At 67.3% G+C, this 20,318-nt stretch carries 22 protein-coding genes and 1 pseudogene; 14 read left to right on the forward strand and 9 right to left on the reverse strand.

All coding sequences use genetic code 11. The features are described from left to right. The first annotated feature begins 244 nt into the window (after window positions 1-244). Window positions 245-1,456, forward strand: a complete 1,212-nt coding sequence (locus LGN19_RS07060) for a winged helix-turn-helix domain-containing protein (RefSeq protein ID WP_226213703.1) — start codon at window positions 245-247, stop codon at window positions 1,454-1,456. 28 nt (window positions 1,457-1,484) lie between these two features. Here the strand turns inward: LGN19_RS07060 and LGN19_RS07065 are convergent, their stop codons facing one another. Further along, the gene (locus LGN19_RS07065) at window positions 1,485-2,603 is read right to left on the reverse strand and encodes an alpha/beta fold hydrolase (protein WP_122947651.1); all 1,119 of its coding nucleotides are present in this window, start codon (window positions 2,601-2,603) and stop codon (window positions 1,485-1,487) included. 132 nt (window positions 2,604-2,735) lie between these two features. Continuing rightward, window positions 2,736-2,924: pseudogene (locus LGN19_RS07070) on the reverse strand (hypothetical protein); the annotation flags it as partial. Window positions 2,925-3,129: 205 nt separating this feature from the next. On the opposite strand from LGN19_RS07070, the gene atpG reads away from it, so the two are divergent. Beyond that, window positions 3,130-3,999 carry an ATP synthase F1 subunit gamma gene (gene atpG, locus LGN19_RS07075; RefSeq protein ID WP_226213704.1) on the forward strand — a complete coding sequence of 290 codons (870 nt, stop codon included), beginning with the start codon at window positions 3,130-3,132 and terminating at the stop codon, window positions 3,997-3,999. A gap of 11 nt (window positions 4,000-4,010) precedes the next feature. Beyond that, a complete protein-coding gene (gene atpC, locus LGN19_RS07080) occupies window positions 4,011-4,469 on the forward strand; it encodes an ATP synthase F1 subunit epsilon (RefSeq protein ID WP_226213705.1) in 459 nt (152 codons plus the stop codon). Window positions 4,470-4,492: 23 nt separating this feature from the next. Here the strand turns inward: atpC and LGN19_RS07085 are convergent, their stop codons facing one another. Continuing rightward, a complete protein-coding gene (locus LGN19_RS07085; protein ID WP_006480837.1) occupies window positions 4,493-4,711 on the reverse strand; it encodes a DUF1653 domain-containing protein in 219 nt (72 codons plus the stop codon). A gap of 57 nt (window positions 4,712-4,768) precedes the next feature. After that, complete coding sequence (locus LGN19_RS07090) at window positions 4,769-5,212, reverse strand: GNAT family N-acetyltransferase (RefSeq protein WP_174976810.1); 444 nt, start codon at window positions 5,210-5,212, stop codon at window positions 4,769-4,771. 184 nt (window positions 5,213-5,396) lie between these two features. On the opposite strand from LGN19_RS07090, the gene LGN19_RS07095 reads away from it, so the two are divergent. Both LGN19_RS07095 and LGN19_RS07100 read left to right on the forward strand, forming a co-directional pair. Then, window positions 5,397-6,020 carry an HAD hydrolase-like protein gene (locus LGN19_RS07095; RefSeq protein WP_226213706.1) on the forward strand — a complete coding sequence of 208 codons (624 nt, stop codon included), beginning with the start codon at window positions 5,397-5,399 and terminating at the stop codon, window positions 6,018-6,020. A 394-nt stretch (window positions 6,021-6,414) separates the two neighbouring features. Beyond that, window positions 6,415-6,993, forward strand: a complete 579-nt coding sequence (locus LGN19_RS07100; RefSeq protein ID WP_174955805.1) for a DUF4142 domain-containing protein — start codon at window positions 6,415-6,417, stop codon at window positions 6,991-6,993. A 107-nt stretch (window positions 6,994-7,100) separates the two neighbouring features. On the opposite strand, the gene LGN19_RS07105 is transcribed toward LGN19_RS07100, so the two are convergent. Next, entirely contained in the window at window positions 7,101-7,700 is a 600-nt protein-coding gene (locus tag LGN19_RS07105; protein WP_122947655.1) for a GNAT family N-acetyltransferase, read from the reverse strand. Between the two features lie 55 nt (window positions 7,701-7,755). Continuing rightward, a complete protein-coding gene (locus LGN19_RS07110) occupies window positions 7,756-8,670 on the reverse strand; it encodes a LysR family transcriptional regulator (RefSeq protein ID WP_174955807.1) in 915 nt (304 codons plus the stop codon). A gap of 109 nt (window positions 8,671-8,779) precedes the next feature. On the opposite strand from LGN19_RS07110, the gene lysA reads away from it, so the two are divergent. From lysA to LGN19_RS07140, 6 genes are all read left to right on the forward strand, one after another. After that, window positions 8,780-10,018, forward strand: a complete 1,239-nt coding sequence (gene lysA, locus LGN19_RS07115; protein ID WP_175220157.1) for a diaminopimelate decarboxylase — start codon at window positions 8,780-8,782, stop codon at window positions 10,016-10,018. 597 nt (window positions 10,019-10,615) lie between these two features. Beyond that, window positions 10,616-11,416 carry a transporter substrate-binding domain-containing protein gene (locus LGN19_RS07120; RefSeq protein ID WP_122947658.1) on the forward strand — a complete coding sequence of 267 codons (801 nt, stop codon included), beginning with the start codon at window positions 10,616-10,618 and terminating at the stop codon, window positions 11,414-11,416. 76 nt (window positions 11,417-11,492) lie between these two features. After that, entirely contained in the window at window positions 11,493-12,152 is a 660-nt protein-coding gene (locus LGN19_RS07125; protein WP_011354443.1) for an amino acid ABC transporter permease, read from the forward strand. Between the two features lie 43 nt (window positions 12,153-12,195). Continuing rightward, entirely contained in the window at window positions 12,196-12,921 is a 726-nt protein-coding gene (locus tag LGN19_RS07130) for an amino acid ABC transporter ATP-binding protein (RefSeq protein ID WP_043181353.1), read from the forward strand. A 50-nt stretch (window positions 12,922-12,971) separates the two neighbouring features. After that, window positions 12,972-14,153, forward strand: a complete 1,182-nt coding sequence (gene metC / locus LGN19_RS07135; RefSeq protein WP_226213707.1) for a cystathionine beta-lyase — start codon at window positions 12,972-12,974, stop codon at window positions 14,151-14,153. A 74-nt stretch (window positions 14,154-14,227) separates the two neighbouring features. Beyond that, entirely contained in the window at window positions 14,228-14,572 is a 345-nt protein-coding gene (locus LGN19_RS07140; protein WP_122476409.1) for a DUF3088 domain-containing protein, read from the forward strand. Between the two features lie 85 nt (window positions 14,573-14,657). On the opposite strand, the gene LGN19_RS07145 is transcribed toward LGN19_RS07140, so the two are convergent. Further along, on the reverse strand, window positions 14,658-15,359 hold the full coding sequence (locus tag LGN19_RS07145; protein WP_226213708.1) for a helix-turn-helix transcriptional regulator: 702 nt from the start codon (window positions 15,357-15,359) through the stop codon (window positions 14,658-14,660). A 77-nt stretch (window positions 15,360-15,436) separates the two neighbouring features. On the opposite strand from LGN19_RS07145, the gene LGN19_RS07150 reads away from it, so the two are divergent. Then, the gene (locus LGN19_RS07150) at window positions 15,437-15,805 is read left to right on the forward strand and encodes a VOC family protein (protein ID WP_122947661.1); all 369 of its coding nucleotides are present in this window, start codon (window positions 15,437-15,439) and stop codon (window positions 15,803-15,805) included. 57 nt (window positions 15,806-15,862) lie between these two features. On the opposite strand, the gene LGN19_RS07155 is transcribed toward LGN19_RS07150, so the two are convergent. Next, window positions 15,863-16,750 carry a DMT family transporter gene (locus LGN19_RS07155; protein ID WP_226213709.1) on the reverse strand — a complete coding sequence of 296 codons (888 nt, stop codon included), beginning with the start codon at window positions 16,748-16,750 and terminating at the stop codon, window positions 15,863-15,865. A 126-nt stretch (window positions 16,751-16,876) separates the two neighbouring features. Here LGN19_RS07155 and LGN19_RS07160 point away from each other — a divergent pair, with 126 nt between their 5' ends. Next, window positions 16,877-18,334 carry a PLP-dependent aminotransferase family protein gene (locus LGN19_RS07160; protein ID WP_226213710.1) on the forward strand — a complete coding sequence of 486 codons (1,458 nt, stop codon included), beginning with the start codon at window positions 16,877-16,879 and terminating at the stop codon, window positions 18,332-18,334. Between the two features lie 15 nt (window positions 18,335-18,349). Here the strand turns inward: LGN19_RS07160 and LGN19_RS07165 are convergent, their stop codons facing one another. Then, complete coding sequence (locus LGN19_RS07165) at window positions 18,350-19,258, reverse strand: LysR family transcriptional regulator (RefSeq protein ID WP_226213711.1); 909 nt, start codon at window positions 19,256-19,258, stop codon at window positions 18,350-18,352. A gap of 180 nt (window positions 19,259-19,438) precedes the next feature. Here LGN19_RS07165 and LGN19_RS07170 point away from each other — a divergent pair, with 180 nt between their 5' ends. Continuing rightward, on the forward strand, window positions 19,439-20,305 hold the full coding sequence (locus LGN19_RS07170) for an NmrA family NAD(P)-binding protein (protein ID WP_226213712.1): 867 nt from the start codon (window positions 19,439-19,441) through the stop codon (window positions 20,303-20,305). The last annotated feature ends 13 nt before the right edge of the window (window positions 20,306-20,318 follow it).

The following is a 20,318-nucleotide window of genomic DNA, read 5'->3' on the forward strand; positions in this document are numbered from 1 at the left end:
CAGGGCTCCGGGTCTCCCGATGGGGGTTGAGAATCCCGGATTCGCTTCCTGCGTGCCATGGACATATGTGCGTCGGAAGCAAAATCGTTGCGCGTCTTTGTCGTCGCGCCATGAACTGCACTATAGGGAAACTTGCAAAACGCGTCTGTCAACCATTGTCAGACACGGTGCATCGGCACGTCGCACGCGCGCGCCGCTTTCGCGCTAAAGTGGTTCCCGACCATCACTCCCGGCCGCCCTTCCGATGCTTACGCTCTCGCCCGCCGCCGCCCGCGCGCTGCATCTCGCCGCGCAGGGCCTGCTGACGCCGCCCCGCCGCAAGGCAACCAAATCCGACGTGCTCGACACGATCCGCCGGATGGCGCAGTTGCAGATCGATACCATCCACGTCGTCGCGCGCAGCCCGTATCTCGTGCTGTTCAGCCGTCTCGGCGATTTCTCGCCGCAGTGGCTCGACGAACATCTCGCCGAGGCGCGCCTGTTCGAATACTGGTCGCACGAAGCGCGCTTCCTGCCGGTCGAGCAGTTCGGCCTGATGCGCTACAAGATGCTCGATCCGTCAGGGATGGGCTGGAAGTACGCAGCCGAGTGGCATGAGCAGAATCGTCCGGACATCGAACGGCTGCTCGCGCGGATTCGCGACGAGGGCCCCGTCCGCTCGGCCGATTTCGCCCGCGAGGATGGCGTGAAAGGCAACGGCTGGTGGGATCGCAAGCCCGAGAAGCAGCACCTGGAAGTGCTGTTCACGACGGGTGACCTGATGGTGTCGGAACGCCGCAATTTCCAGCGCGTGTACGACGTGCGCGAGCGCGTGCTGCCCGACTGGGACGACACGCGCGACCTGCCGCCGCGCCACGCCGTGCTGCCCGCGCTGCTCGACTACACGTGCCGCGCGCTCGGCGTCGTGCGCGCAGACTGGGTGGCCGACTACTATCGGCTGCCGCGCCGTTCGTACCGCGCGGAACTCGAGCAGCTCGCGGACGCGGGCGACCTGATCCCGGTGGCGATCGACGACTGGAAGGAACCGGCCTACGTGCATCGCTCGCTCGAAGCATTGCTGCCGGCCGCGCAGGCCGACACGCTGCGCTCGACGGTCACGACGCTGCTGTCGCCGTTCGATCCGGTCGTCTGGGACCGGCGGCGTGCGTCGACGCTGTTCGGTTTCGATTACACGATCGAATGCTATACGCCCGGGCACAAGCGGCGTTACGGCTATTTCTGCCTGCCGGTGCTGCATCGCGGCCGGCTGGTCGGGCGCATCGACGCGAAGGCGCATCGCACGCTCGGCACGTTCGAACTGAAGGCCGTGCATGTCGAGCCGGGCGTGCGGTTCGGCACGGGGCTCGCGGCCGACGTCGCGAAGGCCGTGAAGAAGCTCGCGGCATGGCACGGCACGCCGGAGGTCACGACCAGGGACGCACCGCCCGAGCTGGTGAAGGCGCTGGGCGCCGCGTAGGCGCCCGGGCAACAGTCGGCCTCGCGCGTTATCGTTGCGCGGCGATCCAGCTCGCGATACCCGGCCACGCATCCTTCAACGTGCGCGATCCCATGAACAGCCCGATGTGCCCGCCCGGCACCAGTTGGCGGGTCAGCCGCGATGCCGGCGTCCCCACCAGCGCCTGCGCGCCGAATACCTGCTCCGGCGTCGTGATGTCGTCGGCTTCACCGGCCAGCAGATACACCGGACACGTGACGTGCTTCAGGTCGAGCGTGCGCCCTAGCGCGACGAACGTGCCCTTCGCAAGCCGGTTCTCCTTGAAGATCTGCCCGATCGCCTGCAGGTACCAGCGCCCGGGCAGGTCGATCGGGCTTTCGTACCAGTTCGCGAACGCTTCGCGCTTGTGCAGGTAGCCGGGATCGTCGAGGTGTTCGTAAAGGTCGACGTGCTCGGCGAGGTAGTGCTGGTCGGGATGCATGTTCTTCCAGCCCCGCAGCATGAAGCGCCCGCGCATCAGCCCGCCCCCCATCGTCACGAGCTCCTCGTAGAACGACATCGGATATGCGTGCGCCATCCGCTTGATCGGCCCGTCGCCCAGATCGGTGTCGATCGGCGAGCCCGCTAGCACGAGGCTTGCGACCTTGTGCGGGAAACGCGCCGCGTACATCGCCGACATCCACCCGCCCTGGCACAGCCCGACGAGATTCACGCGACCGCCGAGCTCGTCGACGCATACGTTCAACTCGGCCAGGTACTGATCGATCTCGAGATCCTTCATGTCCTCGGTCGCCGAGCGCCAGTCGGTCAGGTACAGACGCGTAACGCCATGCTCGCGCAGCGTCTGCATCAGACTCTGCCCCGGCTGGTAGTCGGCGATCATCGCGCTGTGCCCGGCGTACGGCGCATCGACGATCGTCGGCAGCCCGTGCGCCGGTTCGACCGAGTAATCGCGGAACGTCATCGTCCGCAACGCCAGCAGCGGACGATTCGCCGACGCCAGCACCGGATGCGGCTCGAAATGCAGCTTCTCCTCTTCCGCGAGGAAGCGCAGGTTGCGCGCGGCGACTTCGGTGCCGGCCTGGAACATCGCGGCGGCGGCCGCCATCGGCCAGAAGATCGGCAACGCAGGCGGACGGTCGGACGGCGTGGCGAGTGCTGGTTGCATGGACGTTTCGCTGGATTTCATCGAAGGGCTCACTCACAGGGTTGGAAGCAAAGCGGGAAGCGTCATGTCGTCCAGCACACGACGCGTATGCCGCGCGATCATCAGGTTATCGTCGGTCGCGAGCTTCTGACGCAGCGGCGCCAGCGACTCGATCTTCTCCAGCACGCGTGCATCGATCCGCACCGGCGCGGTGAAATACGGGCCGCCGTGCACGACCCGATGCCCGACGCTGTCGAACGCGACCGCGACCGTCGCCGGGCGCAGCGCACGGCAACGCGCGATCGGCGCGTCGCACTTCTGATGCTGGCGGACATCGGCCATCGAACGCCTCTTCGTGAGGATCAGGTGAACGGATTCTCGTGCGCGACGGCGGCCCATCGTTTGACCCACGTCAATCGTTTCAGGTGAAGTCCCTATAGCATGAAACGGTGTGATGACAGTTGGCTGGCCGCGGCCCCCGCGCCCAGCCGCGCATCGCGCTACAACCGCGCCGGCGACATCGGGCGCCCCGCCTTGCCCGCCTGCCATGCACACACGCGAAATCCGCTCGAAAATCGACAGCACCTCGTCCACGCGCAAGATCACCAAGGCGATGGAGATGATGGCCCGCACCAAGATGGCGAGTGCGCAGCGGCGCGTACGCGATTTCCGCCCCTATGCGATGCGTATCCGGGAGATGGCCGAACGCGTGCTGCGCGACCGGCCCGAACACGTCTCCGCGCTGATGGCTCGGCGCGCTACCGTGCGCCGCGTCGGCCTGATCGTGGTCAGCACCGATCGCGGGCTGTGCGGGCCGTTCAACGCGCGGCTGCTCGTCGAGTGTGTCGATGCGCTCGAACGCTGGGATCGCGCCGGCGTGGCATGCGAGCTGAGCGTGATCGGCGCGCGCGGCCTCCCGCCGTTGATGCGCTATGGCGCGACCGTCACCGCGCGCGCGAGCGGCCTGGCCGCCGGCGCGCATTTCGAGCAACTGCTCGGCGCGCTGCTCGTGCCGCTCACCGCGTTCGTCAACGGCGAACTCGACGAGGTGCACATCGCGTACAACCGGCTGACCAGCCCGCTCGCCTACGAACCGCGCATCGACGCGATGCTGCCGCTCACGGGGCTCGACACCGGCGCACCGCCCGGCGGTGCCGCGGCGTCCGACTATCTGTACGAGCCCGCGCCGAAGCCGGCCGTGGACACGCTGCTGCTGCGCCATGTCGAGGCGACGCTCTACCAGGCCGTCGTTGAAAACTACGCGTGCGAGCAATGCGCACGCATGTTCAGCATGCAGACCGCGACGGACAATGCCGATCGCGTGCTGCGCGACCTGCGGCGCCTTTACCAGAAAACGCGGCAGGCGCAGATCACCACCGAGCTGTGCGAGATCGTCGCCGGCGCGGCGGCCGTCTGACGGAGGGCATCGTGGAATCGTCGATGAAGCTCGACATCCTGAGCGTGGAGGACGTGCTGTATTCGGGCGACGCGCATTTCGTCGTCGCGCCGGGGGAAAGCGGCGAGTTGGGAATCTACCCGCATCATGCGCCGCTGCTCACGCGGTTGCGGCCCGGTGTCGTGACGGTCGTCGCCGCGCCGGGCGGCGAGCACCGCCGCCTGCTCGTCGCGGGCGGCCTGCTGGAAGTGAGCCGGGACGGCGTGACGCTGATCGCCGATCACGCACTGCGCACGCCCGAGCTCGACGATCTGCGGGCGCGCGAAGCGCGGCGCGCAGCCGACGACTGGCGCCAGCACTATGCGCACGAAAACCGGCACGCGTTCGATTTCGCGTCGGCCCGTGTGGAACTGATGGACGAGATCCGGCGCTTTTTCGCGATGGCGATGCGGCAACACGCATCGCGCGATACGCCGGGCGGTGCCCGCTAGGCGCCTGCCGCCCGGGCGCGCACTCAGTCGCGCAGCTTGCGGAAACGCGGCGTGCCGTCTTCGAGGTTCCCGTTGAACATCGCTTCCGGCCGCACCCACAGCCCGCGCGCATGCGGCCACAGGTGTTCGTACACGACCACCGATTCCTCGGTTTCGGAATGGCGAGCAACACCGATGTAGCGATACAGCCCGCCCTTGTAATGGCGATGCGTCGCGAGCTGTTCGGCTTCCTGTTCGGTCATGATGGGCTTCTCTTCGGCAAAAACGGAAAGCGCATATTGTATGCGCTGCGCCGTGCGTCAGCGTTTCGCGTAGATGTCCGGGCGGCGGATCTCCATCACCCGCTCGGGATTCGCAGAGGGCTCGAAGCCGACGGGCCGGTACAGCGCGTGCGCGTCGGACGTCACGAGCATGATGCGGCGCAGGCCCTGCACCATCTCCTGCGCGAACACGTGGTCGATCAGCGCGCGGCCGTAGCCGTTGCCGCGCTCGGCCGGCAGCACGAACACGTCGCACAGGTACGCGAACGTCGCGTGATCGGTGACGAGCCGCGCGAAGCCGACGAGCCGGTCGCCCACGTAAGCGCCGAAGCACAACGAGCCCTCGATCGCACGCTCGACCACGTCGCGCGGAATACCCAGTGACCAGTAAGCGTCGCGATGCAGGAAGTCGAAGATCGCGTCGACATCGAGCTCGCGCTTGTCGGTGGAAAATCTCAGCGTGGCAGGGGTGGCAGCGGGCACGTCGGTCTCCGGTTGGTGTAGGGGAAGGCGAAACGCTGACGATACCGCGCGGCGCGAGGGGCGACAAGCGGCGACACTTATCGGCTGCTCCCCCAGCGAACGGGCATGCGCAACCGGCCGTGCGGACGACGGGACGCGATTCGGTGACAATGTCGCCTGCCCGATCAACCTGCCACGCCGCTTCATGCCCTACCGCCTCATCGCATTCGACTTCGACGGCACGCTCGCCGATTCGCTCGACAGCTTTCTCGCGGCGCTGTCGGAAGCGTCGCGCCTGCACGGCTTTCGCGACGCCACGCCTGAGCTGCGCCCGGCGCTGCGCGGCATGTCGGCGCGCGACATCATTCGCGCGCTCGAGGTGCCGATGTGGAAAGTGCCGCGCGTGACGATCGACATGCGCCGCCTGATGCAGCCGCGTGTCGCACAAGTGGCGCTGTTCCCCGGCGTCGACGAAACGTTCGACGCGCTCGTCGCGCGCGGCATCCGCATCGCGATCGCCACGTCGAATACCGAGGCGATCGTGCGCGACCGGCTCGGCCCGCAAGCCAGCAGCCGCGTCGAGCATTTCGCGTGCGGCATTCCGCTGTTCGGCAAGGCACGCCGCCTGCGCGCACTCGTTCATGAGGCCGGCGTGCGCAACGACGAAGTGCTGTATGTCGGCGATGAAATCCGCGACGCCGACGCGGCACGACGCGCGCGCATCGCATTCCAGGGCGTCGCGTGGGGCTACACCGCGCCGGACGCGTTGCAGGCGCATTGCGCGACGCCATTGCTGCCTCGTCTCGACGCATTGCTCGATCGCGTGTGACGCATTCGCGCGCTTCACGCATCCGGTTCGCCCCATCGCTCGATGCGCACGTCATCGCACGACGCAGCAGCACGACGATGAAAAGCCGATGAAACATACGTGCATCTCGCACGCCCCATGCGCGCAAAAATTGCCGCCACTGCACACCCGACAGGTACGCAATACCGGCCTGCGCGCTTGCGCATCGATTCGTCTTACCAACCGTTACACAAACCACAGCGCGGTTGCACCTGCTACCGGATCGCTCTCCTAGAATCGGTCGGGTCGGGAAACACGTCGACCGGCGCCGCGGCAGAGCGGCGGTCGAATCCGACCCGGGCGCGCCCGGTCTCTCGCACAGCGACGGATCACGTGATCCGTTTTTCAACCAGAGCCCCGATCGAAAGGAGGTCCCATGAACCGCTTTCCCCAAGTCTCGCGCCTTGCTTTGTCTGCCGCTGGCCTGCTTCTCGTCGCCGTGACGGCGACCGCGCAAACCGCACAACCGGCACCGGGCGCACCGGCTGCACCGGCTGCCGCCGCGACGCGCATCCACGAAGCCGACCAGGCCTTCATCACGGACGGCACGAAGACCGTGTCGACCCAGCACGACGCGGCACGCATCGCCGATTCGCGCACGTCGGACAGCCAGGTCAAGGCGTTCGCGCAACGCGTGTCGACCGACGATGAAAAGATCATCCAGGCGATGCGCGCAGCGAGCCCGCGCGGCGTCGACGTGCCGGCCAACGACCCCGACACGGCCGTGCTGAACAGCATCAAGAGCCTGCGCGGCGCCGAGTTCGACAAGGCGTATATCGAGCAGGTCGCACTTGCCGGCGAGCAGAAGGCCATCTCGGCATTCCAGGCCGAAATCGCGTCGGGCCGTGACACGAAGCTGAAGGAAGTCGCCCGCCAGTCGCTGCCGATCCTGCAGAAGCACTACGCCGACGCGCAGAAACTCGCGGAACGCCACCACCTCGCATCGGCGCAGTAACGCGCCGCAGCGCCGCGCTTTAGGCGCGGCGCGCTGCTTCCCCTGTCGATCGCGTCGCCACTCCCCTTCCGGCGGCGCGACGCACGTCAAACGTCACGCGTCACACGTTACGTCGCGAGCTTCGCCAACAGCCGCGCACGCACTTCCGGCCATTCGTCATCGATGATGCTGAAGCGCACCGAATTGCGCTTGCGGCCATCCGGCATGATCCGTTCGTGCCGCACGATGCCTTCCTGCTTCGCACCGAGCCGCAGGATCGCCGCGCGCGATTTCTCGTTCAGCTCGTCGGTCGTGAACTGCACGCGCACGCATTGCAGCTCGTCGAACGCGTAACCCAGCAGCAACCATTTCGCCTCGGTATTCGCGCGCGTGCGCTGCGCCGATTCGCCCAGCCACGTATGGCCGATCTCGAGCTTGCGGTTCTTGCGATCGATCTTCCAGAAACGCGTGCTGCCGATCACGCGGCCCGATGCGCGATCGACGATCGCAAACGGCATCACGGTGCCGGCCGAACGCCCTTGCAGTGCGGTATCGATATAAGCGTCGATCGTGTCCGGGCCCGGCACGACCGTGACCTTCAGGTTCCACAACTGGCCGTCGGCGGCAGCGTCCAGCAGCGCCTGCCGGTCGGATCGGTCGAGCGGCCTCAGTTCGACGCGTTCGCCGGTGAGAGTCGGTGGTTCGAGGGAAGCAGAAACATCGGTCATGAGGGGTTCCGGAAAGAGACGACGATGACGGCGAAACGCCCATCATACGGCCGCGTCAGCCGAGCAGCGCTGCCAACCGGCGGCGGATCGCCTTCGCCTCGCTGCGCAGCGCGTCGGCGAACGCATCGACGAGCAGGCTCTTCGGCCGGTGCTCGGGCACGATCACGCTGACCCGGTACGGAAACGACCGCGTGAGCGGCCGCACGTGCAGGTCGCGCCCGACGAAATCGAGCGCGGTCAGCGGATTGACGATCGCCGCGCCGAGCCCCTGCCGCACGAACGCACACACCGACACGGCCGACGGTGTTTCGACGACCGAGCGCGGCGCCACGCCGAGCTGCGCGAACGCCTCGTCGATCAGGATGCGGTACGGATCGTTCAGCGACAGGCTCACGAACGGGCGATCGGCGAGATCCAGCAGATCGATCGCATCCTGCGCGAGCAGCGGATGGCCGTCGGGCAGCACGCACACTTCGTCGACTTCGAGCAGCGGCGTGAGCACGGTGCCGGCCGGCGCGACGTCGCGCTCGGTCAGCCCGAGGTCGTAACGCTGCGCGGTCAGCCACTCCTCGAGCACCGGCGATTCCTGCGTCGCCACCGACACGCTGGCGCCCGCGTGCTTCTCGTTAAAACGCCGGCACGCACCGGGCAGGATCGCGTGCGAGAACGCCGGCAGCGCGATCACCGACAACTGACCGTCGCGAAATTCGCGCAGGCGCGCGGCCGTCGCCGCGACGCGTTCAAGCCCCACATACGCGAGCCGCACGTCGTCGAACAACGTGAGCGCGGCCATCGTCGGTCGCAGCCGGCCGTGCGCGCGCTCGAACAGCGCGAAGCCGACGACCTGCTCCATCCGCGCGAGCTCGCGGCTGATCGTCGGTTGCGACGTATAGAGCATCTCGGCCGCGCGCGTCGTGCTGCCGGTGACCATCAACGCGCGAAAGACCTCGATATGACGGTGCGTGAGCATGATCTGCTATATCAGATATGAATTGAATGCCGATAAACAGGCATTTTACTGTATAGCCAATCAGGCGCATCATCGACGCTATCCGTTCATTCGATCCGATTCATCTGCCATGTCCCTCGATTCCCGCCAGCTCGCGTCGCTCGCGCAGCAATACGGCACCCCGCTGTGGGTGTACGACGCCGACGTCATCCGCGACCGCATCGCCCAACTGCGTCAGTTCGACGTGATCCGCTATGCGCAGAAGGCGAACTCGAACCTCCATATCCTGAAGCTGATGCGCGACGAAGGCGCGTGCGTCGATGCCGTGTCGCTCGGCGAAATCGAGCGCAGCCTCGCGGCCGGGTTCAGCCCTTCTGGCGAACCGGAAGGCGTCGTGTTCACGGCCGACCTGATCGACCGCCCGACACTCGCGGCCGTGCTGAAGCACGGCGTGACCGTCAACGCCGGTTCGCTCGACATGCTCGCGCGCATCGGCGAGCACGCGCCGGGCCACCGCGTGTGGCTGCGCGTCAACCCCGGTTTTGGCCACGGCCACAGCAACAAGACCAACACCGGCGGCCCGCAAAGCAAGCACGGCATCTGGATCGACGACGTGCCGCGCGCGATCGAGATCGTGCGCCAGTACGGGCTGAAGCTCGTCGGCATCCACATGCACATCGGGTCGGGCGTCGACTACGGCCACCTGTCGCAGGTGTGCGATGCGATGGTCGATCTCGTCACGTCGCTCGGTCATGACATCGACGCGATCTCGGCCGGCGGCGGCCTGTCGATCCCGTATCGCGACGGCGAACCGCGTGTCGACGTCGGTCACTACTTCAGCCAGTGGGACGCCGCGCGCAAGCGGATCGAACGGCATCTCGGCCACCCGGTGCGCATCGAGATCGAACCGGGCCGCTTCCTCGTCGCCGAAGCCGGCACGCTCGTCACCGAAGTGCAGGCCGTCAACCGCCGGCCGAAGCACGATTTCGTGCTGATCGACGCGGGCTTCAACGACCTGATGCGCCCGTCGATGTACGGCAGCTACCACGCGGTGTCCGTGCACACGCACGACGGCGCGCTGCCGGCCGGCCGGCCGCTCGTCGATCTCGCGATCGCGGGGCCGCTGTGTGAATCGGGCGACGTGTTCACGCAGGACGCGGGCGGCGTGGTCACGCACCGCAAGCTCGCGCAGCCGCAGATCGGCGACCTGCTGTTCCTGCACGACGCGGGCGCATACGGCGCGTCGATGTCATCGAACTACAACAGCCGGCCGCTCGCGCCGGAAGTGCTCGTCGATCGCGGCGCGCCGCGGCTGATCCGCCGCCGGCAGACCATTGAAGAACTGCTCGCGCTCGAAACGTTCGAGTAACGCGCTTCCTGCTTGACGATGGCCAACGGCCAGGCTTGCCGCTCACGGCAGCCTGGCCGTTCTGCTTTTCGGCGCACGGCCGGATCGCAGCCGGGAGCAACCGTCCGCCCGTGCCGTAGCACCTGATCCTTCGCATCGTGCGCAACCGCAGCAGATCGCATGCGCCACCTCTCGCGCGCAGAGAAAAACATTCCACGACGCGTGAAAAGTGCACGCATCTTTGGAAACACATTCCTTTTTGACAAAACTAAGATTGGCCTCAGTCGCACCGCATTCCTGTCGCCGGATACGCATCGACGATGCATCCGGTCCACCACACTCGCAATGCTGCACGGGCAATCATGAATCGCACGCTTGAACGCTTCGCCGCGCACGCCGGCCTTCGCTGCTGCTCACGCGCCTGCGTCATCCATCCGCACGCACACCGGTCCTTCATCGCCCACGAACGCATGCCGTAACGCACGGCATCGCGCACGGCCGGCAGCCACGCCCGCCACCTCGCGCGTCACGCTTCACCGACTTTCCGCTCACGGCGACGCCGCCCGTCGCCGCGGCGTCGCACACCCTGAATTTTCGACAACAACCCCGGAGACAACCATGAAGCACTTCACCCCGACGTTCAAGCAAGGCATCGCGGCCGCCCTCCTCTGCATCGCGACCGCGACCTCGCACGCGGCTGACCTGCTCGACACCGTCAAGCAGGCCGGTGTGCTGAAGATCGCGCTGGAGGGCACCTACCCGCCGTTCGACTACCGCAATGCCGACGGCCAGCTCGAAGGCTTCGACGTCGACGTCGCGAAGGCGGTTGCCGCTCGTCTCGGCGTGAAGCCGCAGTTCGTGACGACCGAATGGAGCGGGATTCTTGCCGGCCTGCAGGCCGGAAAGTTCGACGTGATCGTCAACCAGGTCGCGATCACACCGTCGCGCCAGCAGGCGCTCGACTTCAGCGCGCCGTACGTGTATTCATCCGCGCAGCTGCTGCAACGGCAAAACGATGCGCGCGCATTCAAGTCGCTCGACGAACTGAAGGGCAAGAAGGTCGGCGTGACGATGGGCAGCAACTACGTCGATCTGGTCAAGACCGTGCCCGCGATCGACCTGCAGGTCTACCCCGGTACGCCGGAAAACCTGCGTGACCTCGCGGCCGGCCGGATCGACGCGGCGGTCAACGATCGCCTGATGCTCAGCTACCTGATCAAGAACTCGCACCTGCCGCTGCGCCCGGGCTCCGTGCTCCCGGGCGGCGAGGACCGGATGGGCATCCCGTTCCGCAAGGGCAATCCGAAATTCGCGAAGGCCATCGACGATGCAGTGGCATCGCTGCAGCAGGACGGCACGCTGAAGAAGATCTCGATGCAGTGGTTCGGCGCGGACACGACCAAGCCGGTGACGCAATAACGCAGCCCGCCCCGCGCCCGCGCGCACGGAATGCACGAACGCGCGGGCGGTCCGGCACACAATCAGGAGACACGCAATGGAAGCACTCCAACTGGTCGTACATACGCTGCCCGTGATGGTCAAGGGCGCCATGCTCACGCTGAAGTTCGCCGTCGCGTCGATGGCACTGGGTCTCGTCGTCGGGCTCGTGATCGCGATCATGCGCATCGGCAGCAACCGGCTTGCCGCCAGCCTCGCGCAGGGCTACGTGAGCCTGATGCGCGGCACCCCGCTGCTCGTGCAGATGTTCGTCGTCTACTACGGGCTGCCCGATCTCGGCATCACGCTCGATCCGACGACGGCCGGCATCTTCACGCTGACGCTCAACGCAGGCGCCTATCTGTCCGAGAGCATGCGCGGCGCGATTCTCGGCATCGGCCGCGGGCAATGGGCGGCCGCCCACAGTCTCGGTCTCACGCACGTGCAGACGCTGCGTTACGTCGTCTGCCCGCAAGCGCTGCGCCTCGCGGTGCCGAGTCTCGGCAACACGCTGATCAGCCTGATCAAGGACACGTCGCTGGTCTCCGTGATCACCGTCACCGAATTGCTGCGCTCGACGCAGGAGGTGATCGCCGCGACGTTCCAGCCGCTGCCGCTCTATCTCGCCGCCGCCGCGATCTACTGGGTGCTGAGCACGCTGCTCACGCGGCTGCAGGGTCGCGTCGAGACGCGCCTCGCGCTGCCGTCCACGCATTGAACGCGCACCCGACCTTCACATGAACTCCATCGACGGACAGAACATGATTACGCTCGACAACGTATCGAAATGGTATGGCAAGCACCAGGTGCTCTCGGCATGCAGCGCGGCAGTCTCGAAGGGCGAAGTGGTCGTCGTGTGCGGGCCGTCGGGCTCCGGAAAATCGACGCTGATCAAGACGATCAACGGTCTCGAACCATTCCAGAAAGGCAGCATCACCGTCGACGGTACGCGGCTCGGCGATCCCGCCGCGAAGCTTGCGCAATTGCGCGCCCGCGTCGGCATGGTGTTCCAGCATTTCGAGCTGTTTCCGCACCTGTCGATCACCGACAACCTGACGCTTGCGCAGATCAAGGTACTCGGCCGCCGCAAGGACGAGGCCGTCGAGAACGGCATGAAGCTGCTCGACCGTGTCGGCCTGAAAGCGCACGCACACAAGTATCCGGGGCAGTTGTCCGGCGGGCAGCAACAGCGCGTCGCGATCGCGCGCGCCCTGTCGATGAACCCGGTCGCGATGCTGTTCGACGAGCCGACTTCCGCGCTCGATCCCGAGATGATCAACGAGGTGCTCGACGTGATGGTCGAGCTCGCGCGCGACGGCATGACGATGGTCTGCGTGACGCATGAAATGGGCTTTGCGCGGAAGGTCGCGCATCGCGTGATCTTCATGGACCAGGGCGCGGTGGTCGAGGACGCGGCCAGCGACCGGTTCTTCGCGGCGCCGCATTCCGAACGCGCGCGCGACTTCCTCGACAAGATCCTGCATTGACCGCGCGACGGCCGCCCCGCCTCGATTGATCGACACTCAAAGGAGACATCTTGAACCACCTGCATTCGTCCGACACCGTTCTCGCCCATGAAGGCCGCTCGCACGGCCAGCCCGGCTCGCCGGTCAACCCGCCGGTCTATCGCCAGTCGACGCTGCTCTTTCACGGCACCGACGCGCTCGACGCCGTGCGCGGCACGCCGCTCGCGTACGGGCGTCATGGCAGCCCGACCACGCGCGCACTCGAGAAAGCGCTCGCCCGGCTCGAAGGCGCGCACGCCGCCTTGCTGACGCCGAGCGGCCTGAGTGCGATCACGACCGCACTGCTCGCGGTGCTGAATCCGGGCGACCATCTGCTGATGGCCGACTCGGTGTATGACCCGACCCGTTCGTTCTGCGACGAAACGCTGGCGCGCCTCGGCATCGCGACGACTTACTACGATCCGACGATCGGCGCGGACATCGCGTCGCTGATGCGGCCGAACACGCGCGCGGTATTCGCCGAATCGCCGGGCTCGCTGACCTTCGAAGTGCAGGATATTCCGGCCATCTGCCAGGTCGCGCACCGGCACGGCGCGGTCGTGCTGCTCGACAACACATGGGGCACGCCGCTGAATTTCCGCTCGTTTTCGCATGGCGTCGACGTGTCGATTCACGCCGCGACCAAGTACATCGCCGGGCACTCGGACGTGCTGATGGGGGCGATTCTGACGACCGAGGCGCTCGCGCCGAAAGTCACGCGCTTCTACCGGCAGCTCGGCATGACCGTCAGCGGCGACGACGCGTATCTCGCGCTGCGCGGCCTGCGTACGCTGTCGGTCCGGCTCGAACGGCATCAGCGCAACGCGCACGTGTTGACCGAGTGGTTGTCGCAGCAGCCGGAAGTCGCGCGGATCCTGTATCCGGCACGCCCCGGCGACGCCGGCCATGCGCTGTGGCAGCGCGATTTCACGGGCGCGTGCGGGCTGTTCGGTGTGGTGCTGCATCCGCAAGCCGACGAGGCCGTGCGCGCCCTGCTCGACGGCATGACGTGCTTTGGCATGGGGTATAGCTGGGGCGGCTTCGAAAGCCTGATCATCCCGTCCAATCCGGCGCGCCACCGCACCGCCACCCAATGGGCTGCGACCGGCCCGCTGCTGAGGATTCATGCGGGGCTCGAGCATCCCGACGACATGATTGCCGACCTGGCCGCCGGCTTCGCGAGAATGCGCGCCGCCGCGCTCGCGGAAGCGTGAAATCCGGCGACGTCACGTACCCCCCCACATCACGTTTTTTTCGACGTTTTTCCCTCTGTCATAGCGAGACCATCATGAAAGACACACTGTTCATTCTCCGCCCGGGCTTCTTCAAGGACTCCGAAGGTCCGTTCTACTGCGGCGATTCCGTTTCCGTCGAAGGGCTGCTGAGTTTCTATCCGCAGTTGCGCGACGCCGTCGACGTCGAATACATCGACGCCCCGCGTCCGCGCCAGCCGATCGTCACACTGATCGGTGCGGACAACCAGTCGGCCCCCGTGCTCGTGCTCGGCGACGGACAGGTGCCGGACGACGACACCCTTGCGATTCGGGAGCACAACGGCAGGCGCTTCATCGATTCGCCTGCCGATATCCGGCGGTACCTGTCGGCGCAATACGGCGTGGCGCACGTCGCCTGAGCGCAGCAATACGTGCGGTCGAGCGGCCGCACGGAACGGGGCGCGCGATGCGCGGCCCGTTTTCCGTCCCGCCGCCGGCCGCGCGCTACTTCACCGCCACGCGCACGTCGGCGCCCGCCGCGCGCCACGCCTTCAGCAACGCCGCGCGCCGCCGCGGATAGCGCACGTCCAGCGGTTCGAGCCCGACGATGCGATCCGTCCGGAAATGCCGGAAATCGTTCGGGCCTTCACACCATGCCGCCAGAATCCGCACGTCATTGAAATAGCCGAGCGCGAACGGCCACACGATCCGTTCGTCGGTCGCTTTCCGGCCCTCGCCCGTGTAGCGGATCCTGAGCTTGCCTTCGGTTCGGATTGCCGCGCGCACGACACTCATGTCGATGGTTTCCCGATCCACGATCGTGCGCGGGCCGACGAGCAGTGTCGTGCACTCCATCTCGCGGCGCAATTCGGCGGGCAGCACCGCGGAGATCTTCGCGAACGCATCGGCAGCAGCCGTCGTGAGCTGCGCATCCGCGAACTTCCCGACCCAGCGAAAGCCGAGCATCAGCGCTTCCAGTTCCGTTTGCGAAAACATCAGCGGCGGCAGCATGAACCCGGCGCGCAGCACATAGCCGACACCCGGCTCGCCATCGATGTCCGCCCCTTGCGCCTGCAGCGACGCGATATCGCGATAGACCGTACGGAGGCTGACGCCGAGTTCCCCGGCCAGCACGCGGCCGCTCACCGGGCGGCGGTAGCGCCGCAGCACCTGCAGCAGCGAGAGCAATCGTTCGGCACGCGTCATCGTTCCATGCTGCCACTTTCTGACAGCATCCATTCATAGAATGGGACGCATCTTAATCGATCCCAGGACGGCTCCGCATGACTTCCCCGAATCTCGTTCTTCTGTATGTCGAGGACCCCGCGCGCAGCGCGCAGTTCTACGAGCGCCTGTTCCAGCGTTCGCCCGTCGCGGTGTTTCCTACCTATGCGGCATTCACATTCGACAACGGGCTGCATCTGGGCCTGTGGTCGACCAGCGCGCGCGATTTCGTATCGGGCGGCGCCGGCCACCGCTCGGAGCTGGCCTTCATGGTCGACGACGACCGCGAAGTCCGGCGCCTGTACGAAGCGTGGCAGGCACTCGGCGTGCCGTTCGAGCAAGCGCCCATGACGGCGGTATTCGGCCTGACGTTCGTCGCGCTCGACCCGGACGGCCACCGCTTGCGCGTATGCACGCCGGACGACTGAGCGCGAGCGTGCCGACCTTCGACGGGTCGCGCCCGCGGCCCGTCGAAGGCGTGTGCGTCAGCTCGCACGCTGCGCGGGCACTATTTTCGAGAAATATTTCGCGCCCGCCACGCAGCCGACCACGACGACCGTCACCACCACCATCGATGGCGGCACCGTCTCGTGCAGCAGCCCGGCCGCCAGCAGCAAGCCGAAGAACGGCTGCAGCAGCTGCAACTGGCCGACGCCCGCGATCCCGCCGAGCGCCAGCCCGCGATACCAGAACACGAAGCCGATCAGCATGCTGAACAGCGACACGTACGCGAGGCCCCACAGCGCGGCGGCATCGACGCCGTCGAACGACGCGGGCCAGGTGAGCCACGTGAGCGGCAGCATCAACGGCAGCGACAGCACGAGCGCCCACGAGATCACCTGCCACCCGCCGAGCTCACGCGACAGGCGTGCGCCTTCCGCGTAACCGAGCCCGCATGCGACGATCGCGGCGAGCATCAGCGCATCGCCGACCACCGACGCTTCGCCACCGTTGCGCAGCGCAAACGCGGCCACCGCGCCACTGCCGATGATCGAGAAGATCCAGAACGGCAGCCGCGGCCGTTCGCCGCCGCGCCATACGCCGAACAGCGCGGTCGCGAGCGGCAGCAACCCGACGAACACGATCGCATGCGCGGAGGTCACGTGTTTCAGCGCAAGCGCCGTCAGCAACGGAAAGCCGATCACGACCCCGAGCGCGACGATGGCCAGCGACACGGCCTCGGCGCGCGTCGGCCGCCGCTGCTTCAGCACGACGAGCAGCAACAGGCCGAGCGCGCCGGCGATCGTCGCGCGCGCAAAGGTGAGGAACAGCGGGTCGAGCCCCTGCACCGCGATACGCGTCGCGGGCAGCGAGCCACTGAAGATGATCACGCCCAGCAAGCCGCTGAGCCATCCGTCGGTCGTCTTTTGCACGGGAAATCCTGAACGGGGTAAGTGGATGACCGATGATCCGCCGCCCGCGAAAAGCGCGTAAGCTACAGCCCAATACAATTCGGACAAACTGTACTGGACAACTGGCCGTACAGTTCATTCTTCGCCATGAGCCAGGCCACCCCGCTTCCCGTTCCGCCCACCCCGTCGCGCACACGCGTGGAAACCGTGATGGATACCTTGCGCGCACGAATCGCGAGCCGCGCACTCGTGCCCGGTGCGCGCGTGCCGTCGATCCGGATGATGGCGGACGCGCTCGGCGTGTCGAAATCGACCGTCGTCGATGCATACGAGCGGCTCGCGAGCGAAGGCGTGCTCGTCGCGCGCCGCGGCTCGGGTTTCTACGTGTCGGGGCACGCGCCGCCGCTCGCGCTCGCCGATCTCGGCCCGCAGCTCGATCGCGGGCTCGATCCGCTGTGGCTGTCGCGCCAGTCGCTCGAGGCGGCGCCGACGTCCATCAAGCCCGGTTGCGGTTGGCTGCCGCCGTCGTGGCTGCCGGACGAGAGCCTGCGCCGCGCGCTGCGCGCCGCGTCGCGCGACGAATCCGACGCGCTGACCGACTACGCGACGCCGCTCGGCCTGCCCGCGATGCGCCAGCAGCTCGCCTGGCGGCTCGCGCAGCACGGCGTCCAGGCCGAACCCGCGCAGATCATGCTGACCGACGGTGGCTCGCATGCGCTCGATCTCGTCTGCCGCCTGCTGCTGGAGCCGGGCGACACGGTCGTGCTCGACGATCCGTGCTACTTCAACTTCCAGGCGCTGCTGCGCGCGCACCGTGCGCGGATCGTCAGCGTCCCGTACACGCCGAACGGCCCCGATCTCGCGCGCTTCGAGCAGGTGCTCGCCGAGCACCGGCCGCGCCTGTACATCACCAACGCGGCGCTGCACAACCCGACCGGCGCGACACTCTCGGCGCCCGTCGCGCACCGGCTGCTGACGCTCGCGGCCGAGCATGGCCTGCTGATCGTCGAGGACGACATCTTCGCGGATTTCGAGAGCACGCCGGCCCCGCGTCTCGCGGCCTTCGACGGGCTGTCGCGCGTCGTGTCGATCGGCAGCTTCTCGAAGACGCTGTCGGCCGCGATCCGCTGCGGCTATGTCGCCGCGCGCCCGGAATGGATCGAGGCACTCGTCGACCTGAAGCTCGCGACGTCGTTCGGCCATGCGCAGATCGGCGCGAACGTCGTACACCGGCTGCTCGTCGACGGCACGTATCGGCGCCACGTCGACAGTCTGCGCGCGCGCCTCGCGGATGCGATGGGCGAAACGCTCCGACGCCTCACGCGCGCCGGGCTCCGGATCTGGACGGAGCCGCGCGGCGGCCTGTTCGTGTGGGCGGCGTTGCCCGACGGGCTCGACGCCGCGCGCGTCGCGCGCCATGCGCTCGATCACGATGTGGTACTCGCGCCTGGCAACGTGTTCAGCGCATCGCACAGCGCGACGTCGTACCTGCGCTTCAATGTGTCGCGCTGCAAGGGGCCGGCGGTGTTCGATGCGCTGGCGCGGGCGATGGAGGCGGTGCGGGCGGCGGACACGACCGCGCACGTGCTCGCCCGCGAATCGTGACGGCAGGCGAGCGCGCTAGCTACCGGCCGCCACGATCTCCGCGACGAAATCGACGAACGCCCGCACCTTCGCGGGCGGCAGGTGGCGCGACGGATAGTACGCGAACAGCGGGAACGCCTCGCCGCGCCAATCCGCGAGCAGCTCGACGAGCCGCCCCTGCTCGATCAGCCCCGCGACCCCGCTCGCCTTGAAGCGTGCAATCCCGACGCCGGCCAGGCATGCGCCGAGCATCGTGCCGGCCTCGTTGACGAGCAGCCTGCCTGTCGTCTTCACCGGCACGCGCTTGCGGCCGAGCTGATACACCCATTCAAGCGGCTGGCCGGTCAGCGTGTTGCGCATCTGGATGCACGCGTGGCCGACGAGGTCGGCAGGCGCTTCGGGACGCCCGTGCCGTTTCACATACGCGGGCGCGGCAACCGTCACCGCCCGTGTCTCCAGCAGCTTGCGCGCCACCAGCGACGACGATGGCGGCTCGCCGAACCGTACCGCGACGTCGAATCCTTCCGCGACCAGATCGCCGAGTTGCTCGCGCGCCGCCAGTTCGAGCGACAGATCGGGATGACGCGCCAGGAACGCGGGGAGATGCGGCGCCAGCACCCGCCGTGAAAAATACGCGTCGACATTCACGCGCAGCCTGCCGCGCACGGCCGCGGCCGAACCGGCAGCCAGCGTGACCGCGTCGCCGATGCCGGCGAGCAGCGGGCCGATGTCCTCGTACAGGCGACGCCCTTCGTCCGTCAGCGTGACCGACCGCGTCGTGCGATCGAGCAGCCGCACACCGACGCGCGCCTCCAGCCGGCCCACGGCCCGGCTGACACCGGACGGCGACAGGCCGAGCGCGTCGGCCGCGCGCGCGAAGCTGCCGCTTTCGACGATCGCGGCGAGCACGCCCACGTTCGCCAGGATCCGCCCGTCGATGCTCATGATTTCACTCATGACAAAAGATCACCAATCAAATGACATGGATTCGATTCCATCAGGAATCACTGGTCCCTATCATGCAACCCGATGCATCGCGACGGCAAGCCCGGTCGTGACACGCCGATCCGGCGCCCAATCGTTCCGGCAGGCGTCTTCTCCACTTCTCGATGAGGATTTCGAACCATGTACGCCATTACCGGCATCACTGGACAGGTCGGCGGCGCGCTCGCCCGGACGTTACTCACCGCCGGCCGGCCCGTACGGGCCGTCGCGCGCGACGCCAATCGCGCCGCGCCGTGGGCCGCGCGCGGCTGCGACGTCGCACTCGCCGATATGGCCGACACCGCCGCGCTGACGACGGCCTTCGCGAACACGGCCGGCGTATTCGTGCTGCTGCCGCCTTACTTCGATCCGTCGCCCGGATTCCCCGAGACGCGCGCGGTAATCGACGCCGTCGGCGCGGCGTTGCGCGCCGCGCGGCCGCGCAAGGTCGTCTGCCTGTCGACGGTCGGCGCGCAGGCGACGCAGATGAATCTGTTGACGCAATTGACGATGATCGAGCAGGCGTTCGGCGACCTGCCGATGCCCGTCGCGTTCCTGCGTCCCGCATGGTTCCTCGAAAACGCCGCATGGGACGTCGCGACCGCGCGCGACGCCGGCGTGATCCACAGCTTTCTCCAGCCGCTCGACCGGCCGGTGCCGATGGTCGCCACCGAAGACGTCGGCCGCACGGCGGCGGCGCTGCTGCAGGATGAATGGTCCGGCGCACGCGTCGTCGAACTCGAAGGGCCGGGGCGCGTCAGCCCGAACGACCTCGCCGCCGCGTTCGCCCGCGTGCTCGAGCGCCCCGTGCAAGCCGAAGCCGTCCCGCGTGACACGTGGGCCGGCCTGTTCGATGCGCAGCGGATGCGCTACCCCGAACCGCGCATGCGCATGCTCGACGGCTTCAATGAAGGCTGGATCGACTTCGCGTCGGCGCCTGCGGAGGTCCTGAAGGGGGACATCGATGCAGACGCCGTGCTGCGCACGCTCGTCACACGCGCCGCCTGAGCGCGAACGAGGC

Origin of the sequence: Burkholderia sp. AU30198, from assembly GCF_020419825.1 — a bacterium.
Classification (GTDB): Bacteria; Pseudomonadota; Gammaproteobacteria; order Burkholderiales; family Burkholderiaceae; genus Burkholderia.

Bases quoted from the DNA above. Each gene is read 5' to 3' on its own strand.
- atpG (WP_226213704.1), top strand. From the start codon at position 3,130: ATGCACACACGCGAAATCCGCTCGAAAATCGACAGCACCTCGTCCACG.
- LGN19_RS07110 (WP_174955807.1), bottom strand. From the start codon at position 8,670: ATGCTCACGCACCGTCATATCGAGGTCTTTCGCGCGTTGATGGTCACC.
- LGN19_RS07130 (WP_043181353.1), top strand. From the start codon at position 12,196: ATGATTACGCTCGACAACGTATCGAAATGGTATGGCAAGCACCAGGTG.
- LGN19_RS07150 (WP_122947661.1), top strand. From the start codon at position 15,437: ATGACTTCCCCGAATCTCGTTCTTCTGTATGTCGAGGACCCCGCGCGC.
- LGN19_RS07160 (WP_226213710.1), top strand. From the start codon at position 16,877: ATGAGCCAGGCCACCCCGCTTCCCGTTCCGCCCACCCCGTCGCGCACA.
- LGN19_RS07120 (WP_122947658.1), top strand. From the start codon at position 10,616: ATGAAGCACTTCACCCCGACGTTCAAGCAAGGCATCGCGGCCGCCCTC.
- LGN19_RS07085 (WP_006480837.1), bottom strand. From the start codon at position 4,711: ATGACCGAACAGGAAGCCGAACAGCTCGCGACGCATCGCCATTACAAG.
- LGN19_RS07065 (WP_122947651.1), bottom strand. From the start codon at position 2,603: ATGCAACCAGCACTCGCCACGCCGTCCGACCGTCCGCCTGCGTTGCCG.
- LGN19_RS07165 (WP_226213711.1), bottom strand. From the start codon at position 19,258: ATGAGCATCGACGGGCGGATCCTGGCGAACGTGGGCGTGCTCGCCGCG.
- LGN19_RS07140 (WP_122476409.1), top strand. From the start codon at position 14,228: ATGAAAGACACACTGTTCATTCTCCGCCCGGGCTTCTTCAAGGACTCC.
- LGN19_RS07170 (WP_226213712.1), top strand. From the start codon at position 19,439: ATGTACGCCATTACCGGCATCACTGGACAGGTCGGCGGCGCGCTCGCC.
- LGN19_RS07145 (WP_226213708.1), bottom strand. From the start codon at position 15,359: ATGACGCGTGCCGAACGATTGCTCTCGCTGCTGCAGGTGCTGCGGCGC.
- LGN19_RS07105 (WP_122947655.1), bottom strand. From the start codon at position 7,700: ATGACCGATGTTTCTGCTTCCCTCGAACCACCGACTCTCACCGGCGAA.
- LGN19_RS07100 (WP_174955805.1), top strand. From the start codon at position 6,415: ATGAACCGCTTTCCCCAAGTCTCGCGCCTTGCTTTGTCTGCCGCTGGC.
- LGN19_RS07125 (WP_011354443.1), top strand. From the start codon at position 11,493: ATGGAAGCACTCCAACTGGTCGTACATACGCTGCCCGTGATGGTCAAG.
- LGN19_RS07060 (WP_226213703.1), top strand. From the start codon at position 245: ATGCTTACGCTCTCGCCCGCCGCCGCCCGCGCGCTGCATCTCGCCGCG.
- LGN19_RS07095 (WP_226213706.1), top strand. From the start codon at position 5,397: ATGCCCTACCGCCTCATCGCATTCGACTTCGACGGCACGCTCGCCGAT.
- lysA (WP_175220157.1), top strand. From the start codon at position 8,780: ATGTCCCTCGATTCCCGCCAGCTCGCGTCGCTCGCGCAGCAATACGGC.